Annotated in this window: 12 protein-coding genes; 9 read left to right on the top strand and 3 right to left on the bottom strand. The window is 70.2% G+C overall.

The annotated features are described in order from the left end of the window. Positions 1–182 precede the first annotated feature (182 nt). Positions 183–998 carry a mechanosensitive ion channel family protein gene (locus F3J10_RS10695; RefSeq protein ID WP_025098479.1) on the top strand — a complete coding sequence of 272 codons (816 nt, stop codon included), beginning with the start codon at positions 183–185 and terminating at the stop codon, positions 996–998. A gap of 108 nt (positions 999–1,106) precedes the next feature. On the opposite strand, the gene F3J10_RS10690 is transcribed toward F3J10_RS10695, so the two are convergent. Then, on the bottom strand, positions 1,107–1,790 hold the full coding sequence (locus F3J10_RS10690) for a VTT domain-containing protein (RefSeq protein WP_013696736.1): 684 nt from the start codon (positions 1,788–1,790) through the stop codon (positions 1,107–1,109). A gap of 154 nt (positions 1,791–1,944) precedes the next feature. Here F3J10_RS10690 and mutL point away from each other — a divergent pair, with 154 nt between their 5' ends. Continuing rightward, positions 1,945–4,065, top strand: coding sequence for a DNA mismatch repair endonuclease MutL (gene mutL, locus F3J10_RS10685; RefSeq protein ID WP_166913120.1), 2,121 nt, complete (start codon positions 1,945–1,947; stop codon positions 4,063–4,065). Continuing rightward, a complete protein-coding gene (gene miaA, locus F3J10_RS10680; protein WP_167233190.1) occupies positions 4,062–5,030 on the top strand; it encodes a tRNA (adenosine(37)-N6)-dimethylallyltransferase MiaA in 969 nt (322 codons plus the stop codon). Before mutL ends, miaA begins: the two co-directional genes overlap by 4 nt. A 135-nt stretch (positions 5,031–5,165) precedes the next feature. Here the strand turns inward: miaA and purM are convergent, their stop codons facing one another. Further along, complete coding sequence (gene purM, locus F3J10_RS10675) at positions 5,166–6,221, bottom strand: phosphoribosylformylglycinamidine cyclo-ligase (protein ID WP_013696733.1); 1,056 nt, start codon at positions 6,219–6,221, stop codon at positions 5,166–5,168. A 369-nt stretch (positions 6,222–6,590) separates the two neighbouring features. On the opposite strand from purM, the gene hda reads away from it, so the two are divergent. Genes hda through panB form a run of 6 tightly spaced genes read left to right on the top strand, consistent with a single transcriptional unit; the run spans position 6,591 to position 11,728 of the window. Continuing rightward, positions 6,591–7,316 carry a DnaA regulatory inactivator Hda gene (gene hda / locus F3J10_RS10670; RefSeq protein ID WP_025098483.1) on the top strand — a complete coding sequence of 242 codons (726 nt, stop codon included), beginning with the start codon at positions 6,591–6,593 and terminating at the stop codon, positions 7,314–7,316. Positions 7,317–7,337: 21 nt separating this feature from the next. Beyond that, positions 7,338–8,024 carry an HAD family hydrolase gene (locus tag F3J10_RS10665; protein ID WP_036029622.1) on the top strand — a complete coding sequence of 229 codons (687 nt, stop codon included), beginning with the start codon at positions 7,338–7,340 and terminating at the stop codon, positions 8,022–8,024. After that, positions 8,021–9,625: a polynucleotide adenylyltransferase PcnB gene (gene pcnB / locus F3J10_RS10660; RefSeq protein WP_167242031.1), complete on the top strand. Its 1,605-nt coding sequence runs from the start codon at positions 8,021–8,023 to the stop codon at positions 9,623–9,625. The genes F3J10_RS10665 and pcnB overlap by 4 nt, the downstream gene beginning before the upstream one ends. A 29-nt stretch (positions 9,626–9,654) precedes the next feature. After that, on the top strand, positions 9,655–10,185 hold the full coding sequence (gene folK, locus F3J10_RS10655; protein ID WP_036029628.1) for a 2-amino-4-hydroxy-6-hydroxymethyldihydropteridine diphosphokinase: 531 nt from the start codon (positions 9,655–9,657) through the stop codon (positions 10,183–10,185). Further along, on the top strand, positions 10,182–10,865 hold the full coding sequence (locus F3J10_RS10650; protein ID WP_013696728.1) for a deoxynucleoside kinase: 684 nt from the start codon (positions 10,182–10,184) through the stop codon (positions 10,863–10,865). The genes folK and F3J10_RS10650 overlap by 4 nt, the downstream gene beginning before the upstream one ends. A 47-nt stretch (positions 10,866–10,912) precedes the next feature. Next, positions 10,913–11,728, top strand: a complete 816-nt coding sequence (gene panB, locus F3J10_RS10645) for a 3-methyl-2-oxobutanoate hydroxymethyltransferase (RefSeq protein WP_167242030.1) — start codon at positions 10,913–10,915, stop codon at positions 11,726–11,728. 96 nt (positions 11,729–11,824) lie between these two features. On the opposite strand, the gene pabB is transcribed toward panB, so the two are convergent. Next, positions 11,825–13,669: an aminodeoxychorismate synthase component I gene (pabB, locus tag F3J10_RS10640; protein ID WP_167242048.1), complete on the bottom strand. Its 1,845-nt coding sequence runs from the start codon at positions 13,667–13,669 to the stop codon at positions 11,825–11,827. Between the last annotated feature and the right edge of the window lie 10 nt (positions 13,670–13,679).

Here is a 13,679-nt window from a genome sequence, read left to right as displayed (position 1 = left end):
AGGCTGGCGACCGCAATATTCGCTCGAACTATCTCAACTCCATGCAAGCGGCATGACCACCCGCGGACCGGTCAATGTGCTCGGCATATCGTCCCTCGACGAGGGCATGTCCATCGATTGATAACGCAGGACGATCGGGTTATAACTGCTCGCGCCCTTTTCCTTTCCCCCTCGGAGAACCCATGCTGGATCTCGCAACCGCTCAGCAGTTCCTGATGACGCGCGGCCTCGACTTCGGCCTCAAGGTGATCGCCGCGATCGCGCTGTGGATCGTCGGCCGCTGGCTGATCCGCCTCGCCACGCGCCTGCTGAGCCGGCTCGTGCAGCGCAGCGGCAAGGTCGACACCACGCTCGCCTACTACCTCTCCTCGGTGGTCAGCGTGCTGCTGACGATCGTGCTGATCCTCGCGATCCTGCAGGTGTTCGGCGTGCAGACCACCTCCTTCGCGGCGCTGCTGGCCGGCATCGGCCTGGCGGTCGGCACCGCCTGGGGCGGCCTGCTGGCCCACTTCGCGGCCGGCGTGTTCCTGCAGGTGCTGCGCCCGTTCAAGGTCGGCGACTCGATCGCGGCGGCCGGCGTGACCGGCACCGTCAAGGAGCTGGGCCTGTTCAGCACCACCATCCTGACCGGCGACAACGTGGTGACCATCGTCGGCAACAACAAGATCTTCTCGGACAACATCGCCAACTACAGCGCGACGCCGCATCGGCGCGTGGACCTGACCGCCAAGATCGCCAACGGCGTCGATCCGGTCGAGGCGATCGCAAAGCTGCGCACGGCGATCACCGCGATCCCGAACGTGATGTCGGCGCCCGCGCCCGACATCGGCATCCTGCAGCTCACCCCCGAGGGCCCGCTGCTGTTCGTGCGTCCCAACACGCCGCCCGCCACTTACTGGCAGGTCTATTGCGACGCGCATCGCGTAATCATCGAGACCTTCCGCGAGGCCGGCTACCCGACGCCGGAAACGCCGACCATCCAGCGCACGGCGGGCTGAACCCCGCCGCGGCGACGCGGAAACGACAACGCCCGCTCGATCCACGAGCGGGCGTTGTTTCGAGTACCGCCGCGGCAGGCCGCCGGGGCCCGGCTGACGGGCGCTGGCTCAGCCGCGTCCGCCGCCCGCGCGCTGCGCGCCCGAGCGGCCGCGCAGCAGCTTCCAGACTCCGCCGATCAGCACCGGCACGGCCGCCGCGCCGATCCCCACCAGCACGATCACGTTCAGGTATTGGCGGATGAAGGGGATGTTGCCGAAGAAGTAGCCGAGCAGCACCAGCAGCAGCACCCACAGCAGCGCGCCGGCCACGTTGAAGAACTGGAAGCGCGCGAAACGCATCATCGACACGCCGGCCACGAAGGGCGCGAAGGTCCGCACCACCGGGATGAAGCGCGCCAGCACCAGGGTCTTGCCGCCGTGGCGCTCGTAGAAATCATGGGTCTTCTGCAGCGCGGCGCGATCGAGGAAGCGCTCCAGCACCGGGATGTGCGTATCGAACACCTTGGGCCCGATCGCGCGGCCGATCAGGTAGTTGACGGTATTGCCGGCGGTGGCCGCCACCAGCAGCAGCACGATCAGCCCCGCCAGGCTCATCTCGCCCGAGGCCGCGAAGGCGCCCGCGATGAACAGCAGCGAATCGCCGGGCAGGAAGGGCAGGATCACCAGGCCGGTTTCGCAGAACACGATCAGGAACAGCACCAGGTACACCCAGGCGCCGTATTGCCGGATGAACTGGCCGAGGAACGCATCGATGTGCAGAACCAGACCGAAGAAGTGAATCAGCGTATCCAAATGCGTTTCCTTCGATTTCGAGACATGACGGGAACGATGGCGCCGGGCTGCGGCGCGACCGCGGAATGATACCGAAAGAACCTGAGGGTTCCGTGAAAAAAGCCCCCGGTGGCGGCGCCCGGTGCGGCGGCGGCAGCCTCGTTATAATCGCGGCATGTCCGAATTCACCGATTCCGCCGCCGACGACGCCAGCGCTGCCGAGCCCGCCGCCGCGCCCGCCCCCAGCCCGCGCCCGCTGCGCGCGATCCAGCCGCTGCCCGACCAGCTGATCAGCCAGATCGCGGCCGGCGAGGTGGTCGAACGCCCTGCCTCCGTGGTCAAGGAGCTGCTGGAGAACGCGATCGACGCCGGCGCCGGCAGCCTGCGCATCGTGCTCGAGGAAGGCGGCGTCAAACGGATCTCGATCACCGACGACGGCTGCGGGATTCCCGCCGACGAGCTGCCGCTCGCGCTGATGCGCCATGCCACCAGCAAGATCCGCTCGCTGCACGAGCTCGAGTCGGTCGCCACGCTGGGCTTTCGCGGCGAGGCGCTGGCCTCGATCGCCTCGGTCGCCGAGATGTCGATCACCAGCCGCACGGAGGACGCCGCGCACGCCACCCGCATCGACGCCGACACGGGCGCGCTCTCGCCCGCGGCCGGCACGCGCGGCACCACCATCGAGGTGCGCGAACTCTACTTCAACACGCCGGCGCGCCGAAAGTTCCTGAAAAGCGAGCAGACCGAATTCGGCCACTGCCTGGAAATGATCCGCCGCGCGGCGCTGGCGCGGCCCGAGGTGGCGATCTCGGTGCTGCACAACGGCCGTGCCGTCGAGCACTGGAACGCCAGCGAACCGGCGGTGCGTGTCTCGAAGATCCTCGGCGAGGGTTTCGCCACCGCCCACCTGCCGCTCGACGAGAGCGCCGGGCCGCTGGCCGTGTATGGCTGCGCAGGCCTGCCGACCGCCAGCCGCGGCCGCGCCGACCAGCAATATTTCTTCGTCAACGGCCGCTTCGTGCGCGACAAGCTGCTGACCCACGCGGTGCGCGCCGCCTACGAGGACGTGCTGCACGGCGATCGTTACCCGTCCTACGTGCTGTTCCTCGACCTGCCGCCCGAGGCGGTCGACGTGAACGTGCATCCTTCGAAGATCGAGGTGCGTTTCCGCGATTCGCGCTCGATCCACCAATACGTGTTCCATGCCGTGCAGCGCGCGCTGGCGCGGCACGCCGGTGCCTCGCCGGAAACCACCGCGGGCGGGCACGCCGCGCATCTCTCGCCGGCCCAGCCGGGCAGCCCGGCCTCGTTCGAGCGCACGCCGCTCGGCGCGGGCACCGGCTCGGAAGGCGGCGAGGTGAGCGGCGAGGCCGGCGGCACGGCATCGGCCGATGGTGCGGGCGGCTTCGGCGGCGGCGCCTCGGGCGGCTTTGGTACTTCCCGCTTCGGCGCTGGTGCTTCCAGCGGCGGTGGTTTCGGCGGTGGCGGTGCTGGCGGCGGCAGCGCCCGCCCGGTTTCGGGCAACACCTGGATGCGCCAGTCGCGCATGACGCAAGGCACCCTGCCCGTCGCGCAGCCGCTCGCGCTCTACGACGCCCTGTTCGGCCGCAAGGACGGCCAGGCCGGCGACGGCAGCGCGGGCGTGGCCGAGCCGGCCCCGGCACCGTTCGGCGCGACGCCGGGCAGCCTGCCCGCCGACGGCGCGCACGACCAGCAGCCGCTCGGCTTCGCGCTCGGCCAGGTCCACGGCATCTACGTGCTGGCGCAGAACGCGCAGGGCCTGGTGATCGTCGACATGCACGCGGCGCACGAGCGGATCCTCTACGAGCAGTTCAAGACCGCGCTGGCCAACCGCAGCATCGCGGTGCAGTCGCTGCTGCTGCCGGTGACGATCACGGCCACGCCGGTCGAGATCGGCACCGCCGACGAGGAACGCGAGACGCTCGACGCGCTCGGCTTCGACCTGGCGATGCTCTCGCCCACCACGCTGGCGATCCGCGCCGTGCCGGCCCTCCTGAAGGATGCCGACCTGCCGACGCTGGCGCGCGCGATCCTGGCCGACCTGCACGAATTCGGCGGCTCGCGCGTGCTGACCGAGCGCCAGCACGAACTGCTGGGCACGCTGGCCTGCCATCACGCGGTGCGCGCGAACCGGCGCCTCACGCTCGACGAGATGAACGCGCTGCTGCGCCAGATGGAGGCGACCGAACGCGCCGACCAGTGCAACCACGGCCGCCCGACCTGGTACCAGCTCACGCTCGGCGATCTCGACCGCCTGTTCATGCGCGGACAATGAGCATGACGAACCGTCGCGCGCCGCTCACGGTGGCGTGCCTGCTGGGCCCGACCGCCTCGGGCAAGACCGCCGCGGCGCTGGCGCTGGCCGAGCGCCTGCCGATCGAGATCGTCAGTGTCGACTCGGCCCTGGTCTATCGCGGCATGGACATCGGCACCGCCAAGCCCAGCCGCGAGGAACGCGAGCGCGTGCCGCACCACCTGATCGACCTCATCGACCCGGCCGCCGCTTACTCGGCCGCCGAATTCCGTGCCGACACGCTGCGCCTGGTCGAGGAGATCATCGCGCGCGGGCGCATCCCGCTGCTGGCGGGCGGCACCATGCTCTACTACAAGGCGCTCACGCAAGGGCTCAACGCCCTGCCGGCCGCCGATCCGGAACTGCGCGCGCGACTCGACGAGGACGCCGCGCGCGAGGGCTGGCCGGCTCTGCATGCGCGGCTCGCCGGGGTCGACGCGGCCACCGCCGCGCGACTCGCGCCGAACGACGCGCAGCGCATCCAGCGCGCGCTCGAGGTGTTCATGCTGAGCGGGCAGCCGATGTCGGCGCTGCTGGCCGCGCCGCGCGAGGACGCGGCGGCCGGGCGCTACCGTTTCGTGCCGGTGGCGCTCGAACCGTCGGACCGGGCGGTGCTGCACGCGCGCATCGCCACGCGCTTCGACGCGATGCTCGCGGCCGGTTTCATCGACGAGGTGGAACGGCTGCGCCGCCGCGAGGACCTGCACCTGGGCCTGCCCTCGATGCGCTGCGTCGGCTACCGGCAGGCCTGGGAATACCTGGACGGCGCGACCGACCACGCGACCATGCGCGACAAGGGCGTGTTCGCGACGCGCCAGCTCTGCAAGCGGCAGCTCACCTGGCTGCGCTCGATGCCGGAGCGGGTGGTGGTCGACTGCTGCGCCGAGGATGCGCCGGCGCGCGCGGTGGCCGCGCTCGAGCGCGTGCTGGAGGCGAACGCCGGCTAGCCGCCTCGATCACCGCGATGCGCTGCGCCAAATGAAAAGGGCCGCGATTCGAAATCGCGGCCCTTCGTATTCCTGCCGGGTGGCTGGACGATCGGCGGCGCCGACACGCGCCGCCCGGTTCGTCCTTCCCTTACCTCAGACAACCACCGTCTGCGCCTCGCCTTCGCGGCTCGCGCGCACGCGGCCGATCTTCCAGACCTGCTCGCCGGCGGCGCTCAGTTCCGCCACGGCCGCATCGGCATCGGCGGCCGACACGATCACGGCCATCCCGATCCCGCAGTTGAACACGCGGTGCATTTCCGCGTCGGCCACGCCGCCATGCTCCTGCAGCCACTGGAACAGCGGCGGCAGGGTCCAGGCGCTCTGGTCGAGCTCGGCCGTCAGGCCTTCGCGCAGCACGCGCGGGATGTTCTCGACCAGGCCGCCGCCGGTGATGTGGGCCATGCCCTTGACCGTCAGCTTGGCCATCAGCGCGAGCAGCGGCTTCACGTAGATGCGGGTCGGCGCAATCAGCGCGTCGGCCAGCGTGCGGCCGTCGAACGGCGCGTTCAGGTCCGGGTTGGCGCGCTCGATGATCTTGCGCACCAGCGAGAAGCCGTTCGAGTGGATGCCGCTCGAGGCCAGGCCCAGCACCACGTCGCCCTCGGCGATGGTGCTGCCGTCGATGATCTTGCTCTTCTCCACCGCGCCGACCGCGAAACCGGCCAGGTCGTATTCGCCGTCCGGGTACATGCCCGGCATTTCCGCGGTTTCGCCGCCGATCAGCGCGCAGCCCGACAGTTCGCAGCCCGTCGCGATGCCCTTGATGACGGTGGCCGCGGTATCGACGTCGAGCTTGCCGCAGGCGAAGTAGTCGAGGAAGAACAGCGGCTCGGCACCCTGCACCAGGATGTCGTTGACGCTCATCGCCACCAGGTCCTGGCCGACCGTGTCGTGGCGGTTCAGGTGGAAGGCCAGCTTGAGCTTGGTGCCCACGCCGTCGGTGCCGGACACCAGCACCGGCTCCTGGTAGCGCTTGGGCACCTCGAACAGCGCGCCGAATCCGCCGATCCCGCCGAGCACGCCGTCGCGCAGCGTTTTCTTCGCAAAGGGCTTGATCTTGTCGATGAGGGCATCGCCCGCGTCGATGTCGACGCCCGCGTCACGGTAGGAAAGACCTTGGGCGTCGGGAGCGGATTTCGGAGAAGTCATGGGGGAATGCGAGAAGGTCGGTAAAATGCGATTTTACCCGAAGCCGGACGCCCGGCCGAATTCCCGCGCCGATCTTTCGACGGAAACCATCGTGTCCGAATCGTCCCCGTTTTCATCGCCGTTCGCGCGGCCGCCGGCCAGCACCGGCGCGATGCCGCGCCAGCCAGGGCCGGCCCATGCCGGCGGCATGTCGAGGACGACGGACGCGGCCGCGAAACGAAGCCCGGCACCTGCCTGCCACCGTCGCCCGGCACCCGCCCGGCCCGCCCGGCGTTGGGCCGCCACGACAGCCGCGCGGCGCCACGGCCCCGATCGCTTCCCCCTGCCTGCCGCCGCACGGCGCGAGCCCGACCTCAACCGCCCCGCATCGTGACCGCCACCCGTCAACTGACGCTCGACCTCGGCACCCCGCCGCCGCGTACCTTCGAGAACTTCACCATCGGGGCCAACGACGAGCTCGTCTCGCGGCTGCGCCGGCTCGATCTCGCGCTCGCGGCGGGCCCGGTGGCCGACCGCTCCTTCTATGTCTGGGGCGAGGCCGGCAGCGGTCGCAGCCACCTGCTGCAGGCGCTGGTCTACGACACCTCCTACGGCAGCGCGCGCTACCTGACGCCGCAAAGCCCGCTCGGCGAGATCGCCTTCGACCCGCGCGTCTCGCTGTACGCCGTCGACGACATCGACGCGATGAGCGACAACCAGCAGATCGCCCTGTTCAACCTGTTCAACGAGGTGCGCGCCCACCCGTCCAGCGCCTTCGTCGGCGCGGGGCCGGCCGCGCCGCTCGCGCTCGACGTGCGCGAGGACCTGCGCACGCGCCTGGGCTGGGGCCTGGTGTTCCATCTCGCGCCGCTGTCCGACGCCGACAAGGCGGCGGTCTTCAAGCGCGCCGCGCGCGACCGCGGCATCGCCATCGCCGACGACGTGCCCGCCTACCTGCTCACGCACTACCGGCGCGACATGCCGAGCCTGATGGCCCTGCTCGACGCGCTCGACCGCTTCTCGCTCGAACAGAAACGCGCCGTCACGCTGCCGCTGCTGCGCACGCTGCTGGCCACGCTGGAGCGCGAGGCGGGCGGTTCCGGCCAGATCAAGTAGCTTCAAGTAAAATGCCCCTCCATGACAAATCTGGCACTCTTTGACCTCGATCACACCTTGATCCCGACCGACAGCGACCACGAATGGGGTCGCTTCATGATCAAGCTCGGTCTCGTCGACGCGGAAAGCTTCAAGCGTCAGAACGACCGTTTCTACGCCGACTACAAGGCCGGCACGCTCGACATCCACGCCTACCTGGCGGCCGCGCTGGCGCCGCTGGCCAGGCATCCGCGCGCGCAGCTCGACGCCTGGCACGAGCAGTACATGCAGGAAGTGATCCGCCCGGCGATGCTGCCGGCCGCGCTCGAGCTGGTGCGCCGGCATCGCGAGGCGGGCGATCTCTGCTGCATCGTCACCGCCACCAACGCCTTCGTGACGCGCCCGATCGCCGATGCCTTCGGCGTCGAGACCCTGATCGCCTGCGAGGTCGAGACGGTCGACGGCCATCCGGCCTCCGACCTCACCGGCCGCGCCACCGGCGTGCCGAGCTTCCGCGAGGGCAAGATCGCGCGCACCGAGGCCTGGCTCGCCTCGCTCGGCAAGAGCCTGGCCGATTTCGAGCGCAGCTACTTCTACAGCGACTCGCACAACGACATCCCGCTGCTCGCGAAAGTCACCGACCCGGTCGCGACCAACCCCGACGACACGCTGCGCACGCATGCCCGCGAGCAGGGCTGGCGCATCCTCGATCTATTCCAACCTTCGTGATCAAGAAACTCATCCGCAAGCTGCTCGGGCAGGACGATAGCGCCGCCCGCGACGATTCCGCCCCCGCCGAGGCCGCGCCGTCCGAACGCGCCGCCCCGCGCGCGCCGGCCACCGCCGCCGCGAAAAAAGCGAACGCGCAGAAGCAGGCCGCGCGCGACGCCGCGAAAGTGGCCGAGCGGCGCACCGACCCCACCATCGTGCCGGCCGCCGTGCACGGCATCGATCCCTCGCTGATCTCGCGCAACGCGGTCCGCGTGACCGACACGCTGCAGCAGGCGGGTTTCCGCGCCTTCATCGTCGGCGGCGCGGTACGCGACCTGCTGTTCGGCATCGCGCCCAAGGATTTCGACGTCGCCACCGACGCCACCCCGACCGAGGTGCAGCGCCTGTTCCGCCGCGCGCGCCTGATCGGGCGGCGCTTCCAGATCGTGCACGTGCAGTTCGGCCAGGAGCTGATCGAGGTCTCGACCTTCCGCGCTCTGGTCGACGCGCCGGCCGAGGCACCGCCCGCCGACGCGCCGCCGCCGCGCCGCATGAAGCGCGACGAGCTGGACCGGCGCACCCACGCGGTGGACGCCAGCGGCCGCGTGCTGCGCGACAACGTCTGGGGCGAGCAGCACGAGGACGCGGCGCGCCGCGACTTCACGATCAACGCGATGTATTACGACCCCGCGACGCAGACCGTGCTCGACTACCACGACGGCATGGCCGACATGCGCGCACGCTTGTTGCGCATGATCGGAGACCCGGCCACGCGCTACCGCGAGGATCCGGTGCGCATGCTGCGCGTGGTGCGCTTCGCGGCCAAGCTCGGCTTCGACATCGAGCCGCATACGCGCGATCCGATCAAGCCGCTGGCCGACCTGATCAACAACGTGCCGGCCGCGCGCCTGTTCGACGAGATGCTCAAGCTGCTGCTCTCGGGCCACGCGCTGGCCTGCCTGAAGCAGTTGCGCGGCGAAGGCCTGCACCACGGGCTGCTGCCGCTGCTCGACGTGGTGCTCGAACAGCCCCAGGGCGAGAAGTTCATCACGCTGGCGCTGAACAATACCGACGCGCGCGTGCGCGCCGGCAAGTCGGTGTCGCCGGGCTTTTTGTTCGCGACCCTGCTCTGGCACGACATGCGCCAGCGCTGGAACCAGTACGTCGCCAACGGCGAATTCCCGGTGCCGGCCCTGCAGCGCGCGATGGACGACGTGCTGGAGATGCAGACCGAGAAGCTGGCGATCCACAAGCGCTACTCGGCCGACATGCGCGAGATCTGGGGCCTGCAACTGCGCCTCGAGAAACGCTCGGGCCGCAGCGCGATCCGGCTGCTGGAACACCAAAGATTTAGAGCGGGGTATGATTTCCTCCTGCTGCGCTGCGAGTCCGGCGAACTGGACGAATCGGTGGCGCAGTGGTGGACGGATTTCATCGACGGCGATGCCGCGGCACGCGAGACGCTGCTCACCCAGGGCACCTCGCGCGACAAGGCGCCTGGAGTACCGGGGGCCGCCGGGCCCCGCAAGCGCCGCCGCCGCGGCGGCGTGCGCAACCGCCGTCCGGAAGACGGCGGCGCGGCGCAGCAGCCGGCCGAAGCGCCGGATGCGGACGACTGAGCCGTCGGACGACGCAGGAAGTGGATGCCATGACGCTTGCTTATCTCGGCCTCGGCGCGAATCTCGGCGATGCGCGCCAGACATTGAAGGATGCGGTGGTCTGCCTCGCGCAGCAATGCGCGGTCACCGTGCTCGGCAAATCGAGCCTGTACCGGACGGCGCCGATCGACGCCGGCGGTGACGACTACTACAACTGCGCGGTCAAGATCGAGACGCGTCTGGCGGCCCGCGAATTGCTCAAGCTCTGTCAGCAGATCGAGCACCACTTCGGCCGCGAGCGGCCGTTCCACAACGCGCCGCGCACGCTCGACATCGACATCCTGCTGTACGGCGATCACACCATCGACGAACCCGACCTGGTGGTGCCGCATCCGCGCCTGACCGGGCGCGCCTTCGTGCTGGTGCCGCTGGTCGAGCTCGACCCGGCGCTGGCGATCCCGATCCACGGCCACGCGCAGGCCTTCCTGACCGCGGTGGCCGACCAGCGCATCGAGAAGGTGCAGACCTGCCAGTGCCTGATGGCGATGAAGGCCGCGAACGACAAAAGCCGCTGCCGATGAACGCCACTCCGCTGACCGTCACGCCGCCCGACCCGCGCCCGCCGCATCGCTACATCGCGATCGAGGGGCCGATCGGGGTGGGCAAGACCTCGCTGGCGGCATTGATCGCCGAACGCTGGGCGATGCGCCCCCTGCTCGAGCGGCCGCAGGACAATCCCTTCCTGGAACGCTTCTATCGCGAGGGCGCGCGCTACGCGCTGCCCGCGCAGTTGTCGTTCGCGCTGCAGCGCGCGCAGCAGGCGCAGGAGCTGGCGGCCGCCCAGGCGGCGGGCCTGGCGATCGTCGCCGACTACATGCCGCAGAAGAACGAGATCTTCGCGCGCCTGACGCTGGGCGACGACGAATGGCAGCTCTATCGCGCGCTGGCCGAGCGCGTCGACGTACCGGCCCCGGCGCCGGACCTAGTGGTCTACCTGCAGGCCAGCCCCGAGGTGCTCTACGCGCGCATCCAGAAGCGCGGCATCGCGATGGAGCTGCAGATCGGCGACGCCTACCTGCGCTCACTGTGCGACGCCTACAACGAATTCTTCTATCACTACGACCGCACGCCGGTCCTCACCGTCGCCGCGGAACACCTGAATCCGCTCGACTCGCCGGACGACCTTGCACTGCTGATGACGCGCATCGAGACCATGCGCGGCCGCAAGGAATCCTTCGTCAAGGGCGGCGCCGACCGCTGACCAGCGTCGTCGCGCCGCCTGTCTTTCCTCACGAACCGGATCTCCCCATGACCTATCTCCAGGAATCGAGCCGCGCGGCCATCACCGTGCCCAAGCTGCAGCAGATGCGCGCGGCCGGCGAGAAGATCGCGATGCTGACCTGCTACGACGCGAGCTTCGCCTCGCTGCTCGATCGCGCCGGCGTCGACGCGCTGCTGATCGGCGATTCGCTCGGCAACGTGCTGCAAGGCCAGACCACCACCCTGCCCGTCACGCTCGACGAGATCGCCTATCACACGGCCTGCGTGGCGCGCGCCCAGCCGCGCGCGCTGATCGTCGCCGACCTGCCGTTCGGCACCTACGGCACGCCCGAGCAGGCCTTCGAGAGCTCGGTCAAGCTGATGCGCGCCGGCGCGCAGATGGTCAAGCTGGAGGGCGGCGAATGGCTGGCCGAGACGGTGCGCTTCCTGGTCGAGCGCGCGGTGCCGGTCTGTCCGCACCTGGGGCTCACGCCGCAATCGGTGCATGCCTTCGGCGGCTTCAAGGTGCAGGGCAAGACCGAGGCGGGCGCGGCCCAGCTGCTGCGCGACGCCAAGGCGCTGGAGCAGGCCGGCGCGCAGCTGATCGTGCTCGAGGCGGTGCCGACCCTGGTGGCCTCGGAGCTGACCGAACTCGTCAGCACGCCGACCATCGGCATCGGCGCCGGTCTCAACTGCTCGGGCCAGGTGCTGGTGCTGCACGACATGCTGGGCATCTTCCCCGGCAAGCGCCCGCGCTTCGTGAAGGATTTCATGCACGGCCAGCCGAGCATCCTGGCGGCCGTCGAGGCCTATGTGCGCGCCGTCAAGGACGGCAGCTTCCCCGGGCCCGAGCACTCGTTCTGAGTTCTCCGCCGGTCGGCACGACGGCGATAAAAAAGCGCGGCACCTCGAAAGGTGCCGCGCTTTTTCGTTGACCAGTCGGCGCGCCGCGCCGCGCGTTCAGATCCGGCGCAAGCTCGCCTCGACCGCACCGCGCAAGGCATTGCAGATCAGCAGGCCATCGGCGCGCGCCAGCTCGTCCGGCCTCAGGACGCGCTCGCTCGCGCCGAGCGCCGGGTCCGCCAGCAGCGCGCCGCGCATCACGCCCGGCAGCAGGCCGCTGGCCAGCGGCGGCGTGAACCAGCGGCCGTCGAGTTTCACGAAGACGTTGCTGCGGCCGCCCTCGGTCAGCTCGCCGCGCTCGTTGACGAACAGCATGTCGAAGGCACCGGCCGCCTCGGCCTCGCGCCAGGCGCGATCGTATTCGGCGCGGCGCGTGCTCTTGTGCGCGAGCAGCGGGTCCGAGGAGGCGGTCGGCGCGAAACCGTGCTCGGATGCCAGCAGCACCTCGATCACCGGGGCCGCCAGCGGCGCGAGCGGCGCCGATGTCAGTTCGAGCGAGCCGTCCCTCGAGAGCGCCGCGCGCAGGCGATGCGGGCCGTCGGCGTCGAAGCCGTCGACGCGCGCGCGGACCTGCTGCTCGATCGCGGCCGCGTCGAAGACAAAGCCGAGCGCCTCGGCGCTGCCGCCCAGCCGCGCGAGATGGCGATCGAGATGGCGCACGCCCTCGGCACGCGTCGCGTACAGGGTTTCGAACAGTTGCAGGCCGGGATCGGCGTCGGTCAGGAAACGGGCCTTCAATTCGCACTCCGCGTATTCGCCAGGGGCACGGCTGTCGAGCACGATGCCCGCGCCGACGCCCATTGTACCGGCGCGATATCCATCGACGCTCGGCGCCTCGAGCGTCAGCGTGCGGATCGTGACCGCCAGGCAGAAGTCGCCGCAAGCGCCCGCCGGCGCCGCGTCGAGCCAGCCCAGCATGCCCGTGTAGAGCCCGCGCGGCGTCGATTCGATCGCGTCGATCAGCGCCATGGTGCTGTGCTTGGGCGCGCCCGTGATCGAGCCGCAGGGGAACAGCGCGCGCAGCAGATCGGCGAAACCCGCCTCGGGCCGCGCCTCGGCCTCGACGGTCGAGGTCATCTGCCAGACCGAGGCATAAGGCTCGACCGTGAACAACGCCGGCACGCGCACCGAACCGGTACGCGCCACGCGCGAGACGTCGTTGCGCAGCAGGTCGACGATCATCAGGTTCTCGGCACGATTCTTCGCGTCGCCGGCCAGGAATGCGGCCGCGTGCGCATCGGCGGCCGGGTCGGCCAAGCGCGGCGCGGTGCCCTTCATCGGCCGCGTGCGCAGCCGCGTGCCCTGCTTCTCGACGAACAGCTCGGGCGAGCAGGACAGGATCCAGCGCCCGCCCGGCAGCGCGACCAGCGCGCCGTAGCGCACCGCCTGGCGCGCGCGCAGCCGCCGATACAGCGCCGTCGGCGAGCCCCAGGCGTCGAAGCCGAGCCGATAGGTGTAGTTGACCTGGTAGGAATCGCCGGCGCGCAGCGCGACGTGGATCGCGTCGATCGCCGCATCGAACTCGGCGCGCGTGACGCTCTTGCGCAGGCGCGCGATGCCGGCCGGCGAAGGCTCGGCCGCCGCGCCGTCGCGCGCGGCGAGCCAGGCATCGGCCTCGTCGCGCGACAGTCGCGTGAGCGTGGAGAACAGCAGGAAGCGCAGCGGCGCGTCGCCGGCCTGGCCGCGTTCGAGATTGCGGCCGAACTCGTAGTCGCCGAGCACCACCACATGCAGGCCGCGCGCGAGATCCTCGGCCACCGCCGCGCAGCAGGCATCGAGCCGCGCCGGATCGGTGCACACGCGCTCGTGCGAGAAGCCCATGTACAAACGACTCGACCGCGCAGCCGCGGTCGAGTCGCAATCGTCGAGGAGCGCGAACGGCGCGCCCTCCTGCACGTCCATCATGTTGCCG

This window comes from Burkholderia sp. Cy-637 (assembly GCF_011753175.1).
Taxonomy (GTDB): Bacteria; Pseudomonadota; Gammaproteobacteria; order Burkholderiales; family Burkholderiaceae; genus Burkholderia; species Burkholderia gladioli.
Note: the sequence above shows the minus strand (reverse complement) of the source record. Positions and strands in the feature narration are given on the sequence as shown.